We start from the raw sequence: 15946 nt of genomic DNA, 5'->3' as shown, positions 1-15946 counted from the left end.
CCAAGCCTTGGGGCTAAGCACGAAAGTGCTAGGTTCTCTATGTAACTGATGGACTTGTCGTGTAAGCTCCTAGCGCGCGAACCCTTACGACAAATGTCCGCGTTGAGCCGTGTCCCGGACATTCAGAGCGCCGCTAATTCGCCGAAAGGTGGCGGGCAGTGCGACCATATTTGGCCGGTTGCGACCCTGGCCCTCTTTGCGACACATTTTTTTCCCTCGGCCGCGCCATCAGTGCGCAGCAGGCGGCGAAGACGGCGGCGAGGGCGGCGGTGCGGAGGGGATAGCCGACTGCGCTGTGCACCAGGATCGTGCCGGAGGCGATGGTCGCGGCGCGCTGGAGGGGGCCGGATTCGTTCGACAGCCAGATCGCATGGGTGCGGCGGCCCCACCACAGCAGGAAGGCGATGATCAGCGCCAGGCCCGGAAGGCCGGTCTCGAGCAGCAGCTCGACATAATCGTTGTGCGCGTGGTTGAGATAGACCCGTCCCACGCTGTCGGCATCCTCATAGCGGCGGTAAATGTCGGGGAACGTGCCTATGCCGGACCCCATCGGCTGGAAATCCAGCGCGGCGGCGATGCTCTTGCCGAGAGCCGGGTGACGGGAATCGGGACCCCCGATCGCTTCGTTCCATATCGAGCTGTTCTGGAACGAGGTGAACGACACGACGCCGATGTAGAGAAGGGCGAGAAGGCCGATGGGAAGGGCCCAAAGCCGCGAGATCCTGCGCTTGCGCCGCAGCCATATGCACAGGCAGGCGATCGCTACCGGCAGGGCGAGCCCGAGCGCGGTGAGAGAGGCGCTGAGGATGAGGCCGGCCGCGATCGCGAGCAGGGCCGTGAGCAGGATCAGCGTCTGCCGATCGATCGTCTTTTCGCCTCGTCCCCGCCGTGCCGACCCGACATAGAGGGCGACAAGCAGGGGAAGGGCGACGAGCAGCAGCAAGGCCAGGTGTCCGGCGTTGGCGAAGAGCCCGGTATAGAGGCCGAAGTCGCTGATCTCGTAGATGTAGAAAAGCGAGCCGGCCGTGACCTGGACCAGTCCGAGCGGGAGCGAAAGGGCCGCCACGATCACCACCGACCAGGCCAGCCAGTCGCGATTGAAGCCGAGCCTCAGCATCCCGATCAGGACCGCGAGCGCGGGCAGGAGCCATAGCGCGGACGCCACTGTGTCGTAGGGGGCGAGCGAGATCGGCAGCCAGGGCAGCGGCATGCCGAGCATCTGGTAGCCCTCGACGATCGCTTGGCGTCCTGGCAGCAACGACCAGAGGGCAGGCGGCAGCGGCACGAGCTGCAGCGCGACGAGCGCCACCGCCAGCCCCGCCAGCAATATCAGGCGCCGCGCCGGAGGCGAAAGGGACGAATCCGGCGAGCCGACCAGCGACCACAGGATGATCGGTATCGCCAGCAGCTGGAGCAGCATATTCGCCCAGAGGCCGGCGGCGCTGGCGCCGCCCAGAACCAGGCAAAGCAGCAGATAGGCGGGGGCCAGGCCCTCGCGGATACGGTCCGTCATGCCCCGTCCCATCCCGCGATCTCAAGGTCGCTGATGATGAGGTTGGAGATGCCGGTCTCCTGACCAGGCACACCGACCAGACTCAGCCATTGGGCGGAGCAGCCGGCGGGGACGGTGAACTGCGCCTCGTTCGACTGGGCGATCACAGCCGATGGATTCACTCGAAGCGATGCGAGCCGTGCTCCGGAGCCGTGGCAGGTCAGCGTCCAGACGAGACCGCTTCCGCCGGCCGCGCTCTCGCCCTTGGCTTCGTAGGAAAGCCTATAGGAACCCGGTGGCAGCTGCAGGAGCTGGCGGGCGAACTGCGCCCTGGCCTCGCCAGGATAGGCGATCCTCAGACCATTGCCGAGCTCGGCGGAACCGGCCTCACCACTCTCAACGAGCCAGTTGAATGGCGGAGCGGCGGGCAGATCCTCGAAACCGCCGTTGAAGACGCCGGCCGCGGCCGCGCCCGCCGGGAAGCCGGAGAAGCGGCGCCACGCGGCATAGGCGCGCGGCACCTCGTCGCGCTCGATGAGCGCCGCAATCACCGCCTCGGGCCATCGCGCCCCCGGCGCCGGGCGGGCGCCGTTGGACAGAGTCAGAATAAGCTCAGGCGACTCCGACGAGGCGGCGAGATGCTCCAGCACCGCGTGCCGCACCGCCGGATCCCCCTTCAGCACTTCGGCGATCGCGCCATTGTCGGGCATGCTGGCGGCGAAGCGGGCGAGGCCTGCGATCAGCACCGGCCGAGCGTCCGGCATCAGCCGGGTGAGGGCGGCCATCTCCTGGGCCGCGGCCGCGGGCTTCCCGACGCGGACATGATGTTCGAGGAGCAGGAAGCGAGCCGTGCGGGATCGGGGGTTGCGTTCCTTCGCCTCGACGAGGAGGCGTTCGGCACGGTCTTCGTCGCCGGCCCGGAGCGCATTGGCTCCGGCCAAAAGAAAAGGAGTCTCCTCGAGCGGGGCGCCTTGGGCGGCGTCGAAAGCGCTGTCCAGGGCCGCCTGGGCGACGGGGCCGCGCTCGCGCCGAACCACGGCATCGGCCTGGGCGAGGACCACGCGCGGATCGCTGGGCGATACCGCCGCGGCGGCCGCCAGATCCTGTTCCAGGAGCGCATTGACCGCGGCCGAACGCACGACCAGCCAAGCCAGCAGCACGCCCGCCGCGACGGCCACAACCAGCCTGAACAAGCCGGGCCGGGCCTGAGCCCCGGCAGCGTCACTCGCCATGAGCATCGAGTTCGGCGGCTTCGGCGACCAGGTAGCGGCGGCGATCACCCTCGACGACCAGCGCGGTCAACCGCCCAGTCTGGTAGGCCCCGGTATCGATGGCGATCCGGTTGGACCGTTCGTCCACCGCTTCGACGATCGTATGGCCGTGAACGACCATGAAGCCGTGGGTCCGCGCCTCGCTCAGGAACGGTTCCCGGATCCAGCGCAGGTCGGACAGGTTCTGCTCCTCCAGGTCGATGCCGGGGCGAATCCCGGCATGGACGAAGAGATAGTCGCCGAAGCTGAACGTGTCAGCGAGCTCTTCCAGGAATGCGCGATGCGTGTCCGGCACGCGGTCCCGGACGATCTTCAGGCCGGCCCTTTCCTCCATGCGGCGCAGCTCCTGGCCGTCGATGCCGTAGCTCTCGGCGCATTCCATGCCGCCGAATTTCAGCCAGGACGAGAGAATGCCGCGCTCGCCGTGGAGGAGTCGCAGCAGCACTTCCTCATGATTGCCCGCGAGGAATACAGGCGTTGCGCCCGCCGGATCATAAGTGCGAAGCCGCTCGATCACGCCGGCCGAATCGGGGCCCCGATCGATATAGTCGCCCAGGAACACGATGAACGTCCTGCGCGCGTCGCGCGACGCCATGTCCTCTTCGATGTGGGCCAGGATCATGTCGAGAAGATCGAGGCGACCGTGAATGTCGCCCACTGCGTAGGCGCGCGCGCCGGCCTTTCCCCGTGCCCCAGTCGCTGGCTCGTTCTTTCCGAGAATCTTCTTGAAAAAAACCATGCTTTATCCGCGACTGCCGTTCTTGCTGATTGACCGGTGGCACCGACATGCCGAACCGCTGACGAAGCCCTCGGCTCCCACCGGCGTCCCTTTATAAGCGCGGGTGCCGGGAGGCAAATCTCCATAGGACGGAAAGATCGGCGGCTGGTCTGTCGCGACGCTTGGCGACGTTGGCCGGTACAGCTAAGGAAATGGGCAGCTTCTGGGGGATGCTCATTTCTTCGGCCATTTCCAGTTCAGGCTCAGCGTGTTGACATCGGAACCGCCTCTCCCGTCCAGGCATTTTGAGGGGGAAGGGCGGCTGGCGGGCGCCGGCCGACAAGCAGTGACGACGGGGATGCCATGTATCATCTATCTCGATTAGCGCTTTTCCTCTCCGGTGCCTTGGTCGCGGTGCCCGCGGCCGCGCAGCTGTTGCCCGGCGAGGCGCCGACACAGGAGCAGATCCAATCCGGCGAGGTGCTGAGCGCCCGGCCCGCGCCGCCCGCCGTCGAGGCCGTGCCGGTGATCGCACCGCCGCCGATGCCGGTCGCCAAGTGGGATCGCCGCGACGTCGAGGAATTGCTCGGCTATGTCGAACGCATCGGCGAGGAAGGGCTCGATCCGGCCGATTATCAACCCGATCGCCTTCGCGCCGTCCTCGGCGGAACGGACGAGGTTGAGCTCAACCGCGCCGCGACCGACATTTTCCTTCGCCTTTCCTCCGATCTTAGCCTCGGCCACGCTCGCGGCGACGCTCGCCTCGGCTGGCACATCGAGGACGATGAGATAAACGGCAATCAGCAATATTTGCTGATGGCCAAGGCGACCGAGGACAATAATGTCGGCGACACGCTCACCTCGCTGCTGCCCACCCACCCGCAATATGCCGAGCTGAAGGCCGTGCTCGCGGCGACGCCGAAAAGCGATACCGAGACGATCGACAAGATCCGCGCCAATCTCGACCGCTGGCGCTGGATGCCGCGCGATCTCGGGCAGAAATATGTAATCGTGAACGTGCCCGCCTACACGGTGGCGCTGGTCGAGAACGGCCAGGTCGTCTCAAGACATCGTGCCGTGGTCGGAAAGCCCAAGACGGCGACGCCGCAACTCAGCGCCACCATCAGCGGCGTCATCTTCAACCCCTGGTGGAACCTGCCCCAAAGCATCGTCAAGGAGGTCGGAGCCGGCGCCAAGGGCTATGTCACCACGCGCGGCGAGGACGGGACGGTCTATATGCGACAGCGGCCCGGGCCCAACAACGCGCTCGGCCGCATGAAGATCGTGATGCCCAACGACTACGCCATCTATCTTCACGACACGCCCGCCAAGAACCTGTTCGCCAAGAAGGAGCGTGCGTTCAGCCATGGCTGCATCCGCACCCAGGACGCGCTCGGCTTCGCGGCGACGCTGCTGGGGCCGACCGGCGAGTGGGACGAGGCGCGGATCGACGAGACGGTGGCGTCCGGCAAGACGGTGCAGGCGGATCTGGCGGCGCCGCTGCCCGTCTATATCACCTATTTCACCGCCGCGGCGGCCAAGGACAGCGGCGGGATCATCGCCTATGACGATCTCTATGAGCGCGACCATCCTGTGGCATTGGCGCTGAACGACAGTGACGGGACGGTGTTAGCCTCGAACGGCAACTAGACCTTGTCGGCGTAGAGCAGGCGGCCGGGACCGAGGCGGGCCAGCATCTCCCGGTGGCTGGCGGCACCGAACGCGAAGCAGCCTTCGCTGCGGCCGAGCTTGCCCTGCTGCCGCGCGATCTCCGGCTCGGCATACCAGGCGGAATGGACCACGATGGCGCGGCCTTCGGCGTTGCTGTTGGTGGGGTCCAGCCCGGAGAGGCGCAGCGAATACCCATATTTGCCGGTGTAGAAGTCGCCGGTGACGTAGGATCCGCGCGACGTCGCCAGCGAATTATATTCGTTCGAGAATGCCTCGAGCCAGCCGCAATGGTCCGGATCGGAGCCGCGGCCGTGAGAGACATGATGGGCGCTGACGCGACCGCTCATCACGTCGAGAAGGTAGAAGCGGGGATCGGCTGAGGGCCTCGAAAAGTCGGCGATGCCGATCACGTCCGCGTTGCGGATGCTGGACCGCTTGGCGGCAAGCGCAAGCAGCGCCCGCGCCTTGAGGCGCGAATCGATCTGCGGCGCGAAGGACGCGGCGGCCGTGACGCTGGGGCGCCCGGCAATGGACAAAAGTCCGGCGGCGGCGCCTGCATGAAGAAAATGTCGGCGAGTAAGGTTCAGTTTCCCCTCCCGGTGTTCCTTCACCATTTCTATCCTCTTTTTCCTGTCCCCTCAATGAATTGACCTGCGCCGCAGGGACATCCATCGCGCTATCGTCGCGCTTCGCCGCATCATGGGGAACCATTGTTAACGCCCGGTTGGCGTCTCCTCACGCGGAACCAGTCGGGCGGGGGAGGCGTCGTGGCTCCATGAGTGGTTTTGATCGTCTGCCGGTGCAGCCGGGCCTCCTTCCGATGGAGGCGAAGCTCGTCGATGCCCTGCCGGAGGAACCGGGCTGGCAATATGAACCCAAATGGGATGGTTTTCGCTGCCTCGTCTTCCGCGACGGCGACGCCGTCGACCTTCGCTCCAAGTCGGGCAAGCCGCTGGGTCGTTACTTTCCCGAGGTGGAAGCGATGATCGCCGCCCTCAAGCCGAGCCGGCTGGCGGTCGATGGCGAGCTGATCATCCCGGTGAATGGCGCGCTGTCCTTCGAAGCCCTGCAACTGCGTCTCCACCCCGCCGAAAGCCGCGTCAGGAAGCTGGCGGCGGAGACGCCGGCCCAGCTGATGCTGTTCGATTGCCTCGTCTCCGCCGACGGAGAAAGCCTGCTGGAGAGGCCGCTATCCGAGCGGCGTGAGGCGCTCGAGGCCTTTTATGCGGGTGAGAAGCATGGCGCCTTGCGGCTGTCGCCTTGCACGCACGACCGGCGAAAGGCCGAGGGTTGGCTCGAGGGCGCCGGCGCTTCACTCGACGGGGTGGTCGCCAAGCGGATCGACGGCTCCTACGTCCCAGGCGAACGCGCGATGCTGAAGGTGAAGCGTCTCCGGACCGCCGACTGCGTGGTCGGCGGATTCCGCTATGCGGCGAGGGGCGGCGAGGTGGGGTCGCTGCTGCTCGGGCTCTACAATGCCGAAGGCAAGCTCGATCATGTCGGCTTCACCTCGGCCATCCCGGCCGAGGAGCGAGCGGATCTCACGCGGCGGCTGGAGGCGATGGTCGAGCCGCCCGGCTTTACCGGCAACGCGCCCGGCGGCCCGAGCCGCTGGAGCACGGAGCGGAGCGGCGAATGGCAACCGCTTCGCCCCGAGTTGGTGGTCGAGGTCAGATACGACCATGTCACCGGCCGGCGCTTCCGCCATGGCACCAAGTTCCTGCGCTGGCGGCCCGACAAGGCGCCGGAACAATGCCGGATGGATCAACTTGCAGAAGGTTCGATCGATTCGCCGGCACTTCCATAGGCTGCCGAGTCGACTAGCCGAAATCGAGTTCACTGCCGCGGCGACAGGCGAAGAGTGGATGCCTCCGCCCAATCGGGCATCAAGCGGCTATAGGTTGAACTTAATGGAATCTCTTCGAAATTCATTGAAGCCTCTACTTTTCATCAGGAGACCTTGCGGTTACTACGGTATATCTTGCGCTTGCCTTCGCCGGTCGGGGAGTGTCTAACTCGGCCCGCATCAACTGGTCCTGATGCACAAAAAGGCGGCGGGACCCCCACTCCCGCCGCCGCACCAGCCTTTCCTGGCCCATTGTCTTGATATAGATTAGTCGCCGGTTGACTTGCGACGGTCTGATCCCCCATTTGGGGGACGTCGGACGCAAAATTTGGTCCTGAAGGAAATCGCTCTGTCTTCTCAACATGTTCATGTGGTGGATGACGATCGTGACGTCCGCCGTTCGATCAGCTTCATGCTCGGCACGGCCGACATCAACTCGCGGCCGTTCGCCAGCGGCGCGGATTTTATCGAAAGTCTGGGCGAGCTCGAGCCCGGCTGCATCCTGCTCGACATCCGCATGCCGGAGATCGACGGCTTCGAGGTGATGGCCGAGCTGTCGCGCCGCGGAATCGACTGGCCGGTGATCGTGATGACCGGTCATGGCGAGGTCTCGATCGCGGTGCGGGCGATGAAGCTCGGCGCCGTCGATTTCATCGAGAAGCCGTTCGACGAGGGCCTTCTGCTCAGCAGCCTTGATCGGGCCTTCGGGCTATTGAAGGATCGGGGCGAGAAGGCGGAGCGCAAGCGTCAGGCGCAGGAGCGGATCGCCGCGCTCACGGCTCGCGAGCATGAGGTGCTGCAGGGGCTGATGGCGGGCCTGCCCAACAAGGTGCTGGCGCGGCGCCTCGGCATCAGCCTGCGCACCGTGGAAATGCACCGGGCCAATATGATGGACCGCCTCCAGGCGGGCAGCCTTGCTGAGGCGCTCACCCTGGCGGTCCAGGCGGAGATCGAGCCACTCGAGGCAATGGGCAGCAACTAGCTGCGGGGGAAGTTGGAGGCGTTAAAGTCGGCGCGGAAAGGCGGGGAAGGGTGCCGGGCTTTCAAAATGGAATGAACGAACCGGGCTTTGCCATTCTCGCGCCGGCCTCCGACGGCGCGCTCATCGAGCAGGTACTTTGCGACGGGGGCCATGATTGCGCCCGGATCGGGCCCGACGCACTCGTCGACCTCGTCAGCCGCGGCCGGATAGGCGTGCTCGTCGTGGCCGAAACCATGCTGGAGGCCGTGGACCATGTCGCCTTGCGGCGGGCGATAGAGGAGCAGCCGACCTGGTCGGATCTGCCCATCCTGCTGCTGGTCAATCGGAACGAGGCGCCGCGCTACGCGCCGCTGCTCGACAAGCTTGGGCAGGTGCGGATCGTCGAGCGGCCCGTCGAGGCCTTCATCCTGGAACGCGCCGCGACGGCGGCACTTCGCTCGCGCAACAAGCAACGCGGCTCCCACGCGCTTCTAGAGCAGCTGGAGGAGACGCAGGCGAGTTACCGCCATCTCAGCGAGACGCTGGAGCAGCGGATCGACGAGCGCACCCGCGAGCTAGAGGCAGCTTACGACCGGCTTGTGCGCGAGGCGGAGGAGCGCCGGGCGACCGAGGAACGGCTCCGCGAGAGCGAGGAGCTCTACCGCTATACGGTCGAGCTCAGCCAGCAGCTCGCCTGGACCGCCGCTCCCGACGGCACCATCCTGTCGATCAGTTCCCGCTTCGCCGACGTGACCGGCATCGAAGTCGATCCGTCCGCGCATGACGGATGGATGAAAGCGCTGCATCCCGACGACATCGAAATGACCCTGGCCCATTGGCGAGCGGGGCTGGCTTCGGGTGAGCCGAGTGCGATCGAGTTTAGGATGCGCGTCGCGGACGGCACCTATCGCACGTTCCGCGCCCGCGCGGCGCCGCGCCGCGACGAGAAGGGCCGGATCCTCCGCTGGTACGGCACGGCCGAGGACATAGAAGACCAGAAGCGGATCGACGAGGAGCGGCGCGCGGCGGAGGAGCGATACCGTCTCGCCGCCCATGCGGCCAACGATGCGATCTGGGAGCTCGACCTCTCCCGAAACCAGGTGCATCGGGCCCCCTCCGTCGACGGCTTTCTCGGGCATCCGCAGGTCGAGGCGACCCTGCCCCTCGCCTGGTGGGAGGAGCAGCTGCATCCCGACGACAGGGAGCGCGCTGCCTCCGGCCTCGCCGCCGCGATCGAGGGCAACGCCAGCTATTGGGCCGATTCCTACCGCATCCGCCGCGCCGACGGCGATTATGCCGAGGTCGAGGACCAGGGATTCATCATCCGCGACAAGACCGGGCGGGCGGTGCGGGCGGTGGGCGCCATGACCGACATCACCGAGCGGCGGCGCGCCGAAACCGAGCTCGGGCGGATGCAGTCGGACCTGATCCACGTCTCCAGGCTCAGCGCGATGGGCGCGATGGCTTCCACCCTGGCGCACGAGATCAACCAGCCGCTCACCGCTATCACCAACTATGTCCGTGGCAGCCGCCGCATCATCGACACCGCGCCCAGCGAGCGCCTGCCCGAGCTCAAGCAGGCGCTGGAAGCCGCGGAGGCGGGCGCGCTGCGCGCCGGCCAGATCGTCCGTCGCCTGCGCGAGTTGGTCGCCCGCGGCAACGTCTCGATGCGAACCGAGGACCTGCCGCGCCTGATCGATGAGGCCGGCGTGCTCGGCTTCATCGACTCGCAGCTTCTCGGCATCTCGCACAGGGTCGATGCCGTGCCGGCCGCGCGATGGGTCTATGCCGACCGCATCCAGATCCAGCAGGTGCTGATCAATCTCATCCGCAACTCGGTCCAGGCGATGAAGGAGCAGCCGACGCGCGAGATCCGAATCAGCACCGCCCTGTCGTCCGACGACATGGTGGAGGTGTCCGTGGCGGATACGGGGATCGGGCTTTCGCCGGATATCCGCGACGCGCTCTTTTCCCCGTTCCGCAGCACCAAGGCGGAAGGGATGGGCATCGGCCTCTCGATCAGCCGCACTATCGTCGAGGCGCATGGCGGGCGGATATGGGCCGAAGACCGCAAGGGCGGCGGCACCATATTCCGCTTCACCCTGCCGCGCGCCGACGAGGGCATCGGGGAAGCCACGGACAAGGGCCGCGCCGCCGAGCCGGAACCGGCCGACCCGTTATAATCCTCCGCCGTCCTTCCTATCTGATGGCGGAGCAAGCAAGCGAGGTGACGATCATGGCCGAACAGCAGGCGACATTGGCGGGTGGGTGCTTCTGGTGCACCGAGGCGGTTTTCAACGACGTGATCGGCGTCTCCGGCGTCGAGAGCGGCTATACCGGCGGCACCGTTCCCAATCCGACCTACAAGCAGGTCTGCGGCGGCGACACCGGCCATGCCGAGACCATTCGGGTGACGTTCGATCCCGACGTCATCACGTATGACGACATTCTCGACATTTTCTTCGCCACCCACGATCCGACCCAGCTCAATCGCCAGGGCAACGATATCGGCACCCAGTATCGCTCGGCCATCTTCCCGCACTCGCCGGAGCAGGAAGCCGCCGCCCGGGCAGCGATCGAGCGCGCGCAGGCCGATCGGGACCAGCCGATCGTCACCGCCCTGGAGCCACTCGGCGAATGGTATCCGGCCGAGGATTACCACCAGGATTATTGGGAGGGCGAGGGCCAGCAGAGCTCCTATTGCCTCGCCGTCATCCCGCCCAAGATCCAGAAGCTGCGCAAGAGCTTCGCCGCGCGGGCGAAGAGCTCACAGGCGGCCGCTTAGCGACTGGCCGCCTTAACCGCGTCGCCGCCGCGATAGGCGACCGTGTCGATCGCGGTCTGGCCTTGTATTTGGTCTTGGGGTCGACGGTAGTGAACGGCATTTTCCGCCCCGGCCGGGCCAGTCCTCATTCGCACCCAGCTAAACGCGAGGGCGAGGCTTCGGGCAAGCCTCGGCGCGTATGGGGCTACAGGGCAGAATGATCGACGGGCGCGTGGCGGTCGAGGTGCCGTGATTGATCGGACATGGGATATTTGAGTCCCGTCGCGCAGTTGAACAGCACGACCCTGTCCGATGAGCGGATCAGCCCCTGTTCCAGGGCCTTCCGGCACGCCGCCAAGGTCGCGCCGCCCTCCGGACAAAGCAGCAGGCCGTCGACCCGCACCGCCTCGTCGACCGATGCTCTCAGCTCGGCATCGGACACGGCCATGGCGAAGCCGCCGCTTTCCCGCACGGCTCGGAGGATCAGGAAATCGCCGATCGCCTTGGGCACGCGAATGCCGGCGGCGACGGTATGCGCGCCCTCCCAGCGCGGCGCATGTTCTTCGCCTTGCTCGAAGGCCTTGACGATCGGCGCGCAGCCTTCGGCCTGGACCGCGACCATGCGCGGTCGCTTGCGGGCGATGAAGCCCAGCGACTCGAGCTCCGCGAACGCCTTCCACATGCCGATCAGGCCCGTGCCGCCGCCGGTCGGATAGAAGATGACATCGGGCACCTCCCAGCCGAGCTGCTCGGCGAGTTCGATGCCCATCGTCTTCTTGCCCTCGATCCGATAGGGCTCCTTGAGGGTGGAGAGGTCGAACCATTCCCCCGCCTCCGCCCCTTCCGCGACGATCTTGCCGCACTCGTCGATGAGGCCGTTGACCCGGTAGACCCGGGCGCCGCGCGCGGCGATTTCGCGGACGTTGATCTCGGGCGTATCCTCCGGGCAGAGGACCACGGTCTCGATCCCGGCGCGGCTGCCATAGGCGGCGAGCGCGGCACCGGCGTTGCCGTTGGTCGGCATCGCGATCTTCGTGACCCCCAGCTCCTTCGCCATGGAAACGGCCATGCAGAGGCCGCGCGCCTTGAAGGAGCCTGTCGGAAGGCGCCCTTCGTCCTTAACCAGCAATGTGTCGAGGCCCAGCCGTTTGCCGGCCGCCGGAAGCGCCACCACCGGCGTCGCCGTTTCGCCGAGGGTGGCGATGTTCCTGCTGTCGCGGACGGGGAGCAACTCGCGATAGCGCCACAAATCCATCGGCCTCAGCGAAAGCGCCTGCGGGGTGAGCACTCGGCGCACGCCTCCAAGATCGTAGCGGACGAGCAGCGGCCATCCCGCACGCGACAAGCCATGGAGCCGATCCGCCTTGTAGCGCTCGCCCGTCATCGAGCATTCGAGATGGGTTACGAAAGTGTCTCGGGGACTGGACAGATTGTCGTCCCACATGATCGGCATCGGCTTCTCCTGTTATCGTGGTGCGGCGGCGCGGCGGAGGCGGTCGTTGATGGCGGTGCCAAGGCCCCCCTCGGGGACGGGGGCGACGGCGATGGCGGGCCGATCGGCGGCTTCGGCTTCGTGGAGCCGATCGAACAAGGTGGCGGCGGCTTCGACCAGGTCCCCGGTCGGACTGAGATTGCTGTCGCCGCCGATTGCGCCGAAGCCGATCAGCCATTCGTCGGGGCCGGCTTCGGTCGCGCCGAGGCGGAGCGGCTTCAGCGGAGCATAATGGCTCGCCATCTGGCCGGGGGCCTCGATGGCCCCGGTGCCGCCGGGCGCGAGCGGAAAGCCGAGATCGGAAAGGGGCCCGGGCCGGAGCAGCCTGAGCCCGTCGCCGGCGACAGCGACGATGGTGGATTCGAGGCCGTGCGCCGTGGGGCCGGCGTCGATGATGAGCGGGATGCGCCCGCCGAGGCTCGCCGCGACATGCTCGGCGCGCGTCGGGCTGATCCGGCCGCTGGCATTGGCCGAGGGGGCGGCGAGGGGCCGACCGGCGGCTTCGAGCAGGTCGCGCATGGCCGGATGGGCAGGCGATCGGATGGCGATGGTCGAAAGCCCGGCCGTCACGATCGAGGCAATGGGGCCATCGGACTTGAGCGGGAGGACCAGGGTGAGGGGGCCGGGCCAAAAGCGCGTGGCGAGGGCGCGCGCGGTCTCGTCGAACTCGGCGATTCTCTCGGCGTCCGCCAAGGTCAGCACATGCACGATGAGTGGGTTGAAGCTCGGCCGTCCCTTCGCCTCATAGATGCGCGCCACGGCCTCGCCGCTGGTCGCATCGGCGGCGAGCCCATAGACGGTTTCGGTGGGCACCGCGACCGGCTGCCCCTCCCGGATCAGCCTTGCCCCCGCCTCGATCGCGGCCGTGCCGTAGCGGCGGATTTCTGTGGCATAAACGGGGTTGGGCGCGCTCACATCCTAGCGCTATAGCCGGGGCCTAATCGACGCAATACCGGGACCCTCGCATCTTGACCTACACACCGCCGATCGCCGAGCAGCGCTTTGTTCTCCAGAATATCGTCAAGGTCGACGAGCTTTCCGGCCATAACGTCTTTGCCGACGTCACGTCCGATCTGGTCGACGCCATCCTCGAAGGTGCCGGCCAGTTCGCCGCCGGCGAGTTCGCGCCGCTCAATCGGGTAGGCGACGAAGTCGGCTCCAAATGGTCGCCCGAGGGCGTCACTACTCCGCCCGGCTTCAAGGAGGCCTATGGCGCCTATGTGGAGGGCGGCTGGGGAACGCTGACCGGACCCACCGAATATGGCGGGCAGGGCTTGCCGCTCAGCCTTTCCAGCGTCGTGATGGAGGATCTGGGCAGCGCCAACATGGCCTTCTCGCTGATCATGATGCTGAGCCCGGCGGCGGTCGAAGCGCTGAAACATCATGGCACCGAGGAGCAGCGGCGGACCTGGATGCCCAAGCTCGTGACCGGCGAGTGGAACGGCACCATGAACCTCACCGAGCCGCAGGCGGGCTCCGATGTCGGCGCGCTCAAGACCCGCGCCGTTCCCCAGGGCGACGGCACCTACCGCATCAAGGGCCAGAAGATCTTCATCACCTTCGGCGAGCACGACCTCACCGACAATATCGTCCACCTCGTGCTGGCGCGAACGCCGGACGCGCCGGAGGGAACGCGGGGCATTTCGCTCTTCCTCGTCCCCAAATTCCGGCTGAACGACGATGGCACGCCCGGCGAATTCAACGACGTCCGCTGCGTTTCGATCGAGCACAAGATGGGCATCCACGCCTCGCCCACCTGCGTCATGTCCTATGGCGATCGTGACGATTGCGTCGGCTGGCTGGTCGGCGAGGAGCAGGGCGGCATGCGAGCCATGTTCACGATGATGAACAATGCCCGCCTCAATGTCGGCCTCCAGGGCGTCTCGATCGCGGAGCGCGCCACGCAGGCGGCGACCCGGTATGCGCGGGAAAGGGTGCAGTCTGCCAAGGCGGGATCGGCCAGCCGCGAATCCGTGCGCATCATCGAGCATGCCGACGTCCGCCGCATGCTGCTCAGGATGAAGGCGCTGACCCAGGCGGCGCGGGCACTCGCTTATTACGCCGCCGGCCTCACCGATCGCGGCCAACTCGGCGATGCCGACGCCCAGGCGCGCGTCGATCTGCTGACGCCGCTGGTCAAGGCCTATGGCACCGATGTCGGCGTCGAGGTGACCAGCCTCGGCGTCCAGGTCCATGGCGGCATGGGCTATATCGAGGAGACCGGCGCCGCCCAGCATTATCGCGACGCCCGCATCTCGCCCATCTACGAAGGCACGAACGGAATCCAGGCCGCCGACCTGGTCGGTCGCAAGCTGGGCCTTGAGGGCGGCGCCGTCCTCGCCTCGCTGCTGTCGGACATGCGTGCCGGCGCGGCCGGGGAAGCGCCGCTGATGGCGCTGATCGAAGATTGCGAAGCCGTGGCAGGCCATCTCGCTACATCCTCGACCGACGACCGCATGGCCGCCGCCTATCCCTTCCTCACCCTGCTTTCCGTCGCTGTCTGCGGCTGGCTGATGGCGCTCCAGTTGCGCGCGGCCGAGCGCGAGGACGGCGATTCCCGGTTCCTGGCGATGAAGAAGGCCGCGGCGCGCTTCTATCTCGATCAGGTGGTGCCGGAAACACGCGGGCTCCGCGCGGCTGCCATGGCTCCGGCGGAAAGCCTGTTCGGACTCGATGAGGAGGCGTTCTCGGCCTGAGACTCAGGCGAGGGCGCGTTCGATCAGCTCTTCCGCGTCGAGATTGAGGCGGCGAATCTGGGCGGCGATGGCGGGCCAGCGATTTTCGAGGAAATCCTTGCGTTCGGCGTCGCGGAGGCGGCGGGTGGCGCCCTCCGCCACGAACATGCCGACGCCGCGTTTCACGACGACGAGGCCTTCGTCCTGGAAGGTCTGATAGGCCTTGGCCACGGTCAGCGGATTGGCGCCATATTCGGCGGCCAGGCTGCGCACGGACGGAAGAGGGTCGCCGTCGCGGGCCTCGCCGTCGAGGATCGTGGCGGCGATGACGTCGCGCAGGCGCAGATAGACCGGACGATCATCACTTTTCATTGCGCTATGCTGTACTAATACAGCGTCGCAGTCAAGTTGGCCTGACGCAATTCTTCAGGTCGCGGGCGACCATTCCGCCGCGATTTCCGACAGTTCCGGCCGCGGCCGTTCTTGCAGCAGGACGCCGGGCGTGCCGAGGAAGATGAAGGCGGCGATGCGTTCGTCCGCCGTTCCAAACGCGTCCCGAACCGTGTCGGAATAGGCCGCCCAGCCGGTCACCCAGCCGCCGGCGAATCCCATCGCATGGGCGCCGGCGAGCAGACTGAAACAGGCGGCCCCGCAGGAAAGCTCCTGCTCCCAGGCCGGAATCTTGTGGGGGACGACCGGGCAGGAGAGGGCGACGATCAAGGTCGGTGCCTGATGGGCGAAACGCTCGTTCGCCTCGAGCTCCAGCCGACCCGGCTCCGGCCGTTCTTCCCGATAGGCGCGGTCCAGCAGCGCGGCGAAGGCGGGCCGCGCCCGGCGAGGCACATGGACGAAGCGCCAGGGGTGTAGCTTGCCATGATCGGGAATGCGGCTGGCGATGCGGAAGATCGTCTCCAGCTGTGACGAATCCGGGCCGGGTCCGACAAGGTCGCGGGGGCGCGCGGAGCGGCGGGTCTGGAGAAAGGAGAGGGGGGTCGAAAGATCGTTGAGCATATCCTCAAGGGGCTAGCAGCGTCCTGGGTGGGCAACAATCCGCTT

At 66.7% G+C, this 15946-nt stretch carries 14 protein-coding genes; 6 read left to right on the top strand and 8 right to left on the bottom strand.

Annotated elements, in window-relative coordinates:
- Positions 1-133 precede the first annotated feature (133 nt).
- Genes DF286_RS03820 through DF286_RS03810 form a run of 3 tightly spaced genes read right to left on the bottom strand, consistent with a single transcriptional unit; the run spans position 134 to position 3502 of the window.
- Positions 134-1513: an O-antigen ligase family protein gene (locus DF286_RS03820; protein ID WP_158274615.1), complete on the bottom strand. Its 1380-nt coding sequence runs from the start codon at positions 1511-1513 to the stop codon at positions 134-136.
- Positions 1510-2685, bottom strand: a complete 1176-nt coding sequence (locus DF286_RS03815) for a hypothetical protein (protein ID WP_207789995.1) — start codon at positions 2683-2685, stop codon at positions 1510-1512. Before DF286_RS03815 ends, DF286_RS03820 begins: the two co-directional genes overlap by 4 nt.
- A gap of 28 nt (positions 2686-2713) precedes the next feature.
- The gene (locus DF286_RS03810) at positions 2714-3502 is read right to left on the bottom strand and encodes a metallophosphoesterase family protein (protein WP_109270226.1); all 789 of its coding nucleotides are present in this window, start codon (positions 3500-3502) and stop codon (positions 2714-2716) included.
- 342 nt (positions 3503-3844) lie between these two features.
- Between DF286_RS03810 and DF286_RS03805 the strand changes: the two genes are divergently transcribed.
- Entirely contained in the window at positions 3845-5131 is a 1287-nt protein-coding gene (locus tag DF286_RS03805; RefSeq protein WP_109270225.1) for a L,D-transpeptidase family protein, read from the top strand.
- Here the strand turns inward: DF286_RS03805 and DF286_RS03800 are convergent.
- The gene (locus DF286_RS03800; protein WP_243444707.1) at positions 5128-5766 is read right to left on the bottom strand and encodes a murein L,D-transpeptidase catalytic domain family protein; all 639 of its coding nucleotides are present in this window, start codon (positions 5764-5766) and stop codon (positions 5128-5130) included. The two genes, DF286_RS03805 and DF286_RS03800, sit on opposite strands and share 4 nt — an antisense overlap.
- A gap of 161 nt (positions 5767-5927) precedes the next feature.
- Here DF286_RS03800 and DF286_RS03795 point away from each other — a divergent pair, with 161 nt between their 5' ends.
- The 4 genes from DF286_RS03795 (at position 5928) to msrA (ending at position 10744) form a co-directional block, all read left to right on the top strand.
- Positions 5928-6959, top strand: coding sequence for an ATP-dependent DNA ligase (locus DF286_RS03795; RefSeq protein ID WP_109270224.1), 1032 nt, complete (start codon positions 5928-5930; stop codon positions 6957-6959).
- A gap of 412 nt (positions 6960-7371) precedes the next feature.
- On the top strand, positions 7372-7980 hold the full coding sequence (locus DF286_RS03790) for a response regulator transcription factor (protein WP_243444706.1): 609 nt from the start codon (positions 7372-7374) through the stop codon (positions 7978-7980).
- Between the two features lie 50 nt (positions 7981-8030).
- Complete coding sequence (locus tag DF286_RS03785) at positions 8031-10142, top strand: PAS domain-containing protein (protein ID WP_146193550.1); 2112 nt, start codon at positions 8031-8033, stop codon at positions 10140-10142.
- A 53-nt stretch (positions 10143-10195) separates the two neighbouring features.
- Positions 10196-10744 carry a peptide-methionine (S)-S-oxide reductase MsrA gene (gene msrA, locus DF286_RS03780; RefSeq protein ID WP_109270222.1) on the top strand — a complete coding sequence of 183 codons (549 nt, stop codon included), beginning with the start codon at positions 10196-10198 and terminating at the stop codon, positions 10742-10744.
- A gap of 184 nt (positions 10745-10928) precedes the next feature.
- Here the strand turns inward: msrA and DF286_RS03775 are convergent, their stop codons facing one another.
- Both DF286_RS03775 and DF286_RS03770 read right to left on the bottom strand, forming a co-directional pair.
- Positions 10929-12176: a threonine synthase gene (locus DF286_RS03775; protein ID WP_170303928.1), complete on the bottom strand. Its 1248-nt coding sequence runs from the start codon at positions 12174-12176 to the stop codon at positions 10929-10931.
- A 12-nt stretch (positions 12177-12188) separates the two neighbouring features.
- Complete coding sequence (locus DF286_RS03770) at positions 12189-13130, bottom strand: L-threonylcarbamoyladenylate synthase (protein WP_109270221.1); 942 nt, start codon at positions 13128-13130, stop codon at positions 12189-12191.
- Between the two features lie 50 nt (positions 13131-13180).
- Here DF286_RS03770 and DF286_RS03765 point away from each other — a divergent pair, with 50 nt between their 5' ends.
- Positions 13181-14911 carry an acyl-CoA dehydrogenase family protein gene (locus DF286_RS03765; protein ID WP_109270220.1) on the top strand — a complete coding sequence of 577 codons (1731 nt, stop codon included), beginning with the start codon at positions 13181-13183 and terminating at the stop codon, positions 14909-14911.
- 3 nt (positions 14912-14914) lie between these two features.
- Here DF286_RS03765 and DF286_RS03760 read toward each other — a convergent pair whose 3' ends face one another.
- Both DF286_RS03760 and DF286_RS03755 read right to left on the bottom strand, forming a co-directional pair.
- Positions 14915-15262: a GntR family transcriptional regulator gene (locus DF286_RS03760; RefSeq protein ID WP_109270219.1), complete on the bottom strand. Its 348-nt coding sequence runs from the start codon at positions 15260-15262 to the stop codon at positions 14915-14917.
- Positions 15263-15316: 54 nt separating this feature from the next.
- The gene (locus tag DF286_RS03755; protein ID WP_109270218.1) at positions 15317-15901 is read right to left on the bottom strand and encodes a nitroreductase family protein; all 585 of its coding nucleotides are present in this window, start codon (positions 15899-15901) and stop codon (positions 15317-15319) included.
- Positions 15902-15946 lie beyond the last annotated feature (45 nt).

Origin of the sequence: Sphingosinicella humi, assembly GCF_003129465.1 — a bacterium.
Taxonomy (GTDB): Bacteria; Pseudomonadota; Alphaproteobacteria; order Sphingomonadales; family Sphingomonadaceae; genus Allosphingosinicella; species Allosphingosinicella humi.
The sequence above is the reverse complement of the archived record's forward strand: the minus strand, read 5'-3'. Positions and strand labels throughout refer to the sequence as shown.

Excerpts from the sequence above, each read along its gene's own strand:
- DF286_RS03795 (WP_109270224.1), top strand. The coding sequence starts at position 5,928 with ATGAGTGGTTTTGATCGTCTGCCGGTGCAGCCGGGCCTCCTTCCGATG.
- DF286_RS03775 (WP_170303928.1), bottom strand. The coding sequence starts at position 12,176 with ATGCCGATCATGTGGGACGACAATCTGTCCAGTCCCCGAGACACTTTC.
- msrA (WP_109270222.1), top strand. The coding sequence starts at position 10,196 with ATGGCCGAACAGCAGGCGACATTGGCGGGTGGGTGCTTCTGGTGCACC.
- DF286_RS03805 (WP_109270225.1), top strand. The coding sequence starts at position 3,845 with ATGTATCATCTATCTCGATTAGCGCTTTTCCTCTCCGGTGCCTTGGTC.
- DF286_RS03755 (WP_109270218.1), bottom strand. The coding sequence starts at position 15,901 with ATGCTCAACGATCTTTCGACCCCCCTCTCCTTTCTCCAGACCCGCCGC.
- DF286_RS03760 (WP_109270219.1), bottom strand. The coding sequence starts at position 15,262 with ATGAAAAGTGATGATCGTCCGGTCTATCTGCGCCTGCGCGACGTCATC.
- DF286_RS03820 (WP_158274615.1), bottom strand. The coding sequence starts at position 1,513 with ATGACGGACCGTATCCGCGAGGGCCTGGCCCCCGCCTATCTGCTGCTT.
- DF286_RS03800 (WP_243444707.1), bottom strand. The coding sequence starts at position 5,766 with ATGGTGAAGGAACACCGGGAGGGGAAACTGAACCTTACTCGCCGACAT.
- DF286_RS03810 (WP_109270226.1), bottom strand. The coding sequence starts at position 3,502 with ATGGTTTTTTTCAAGAAGATTCTCGGAAAGAACGAGCCAGCGACTGGG.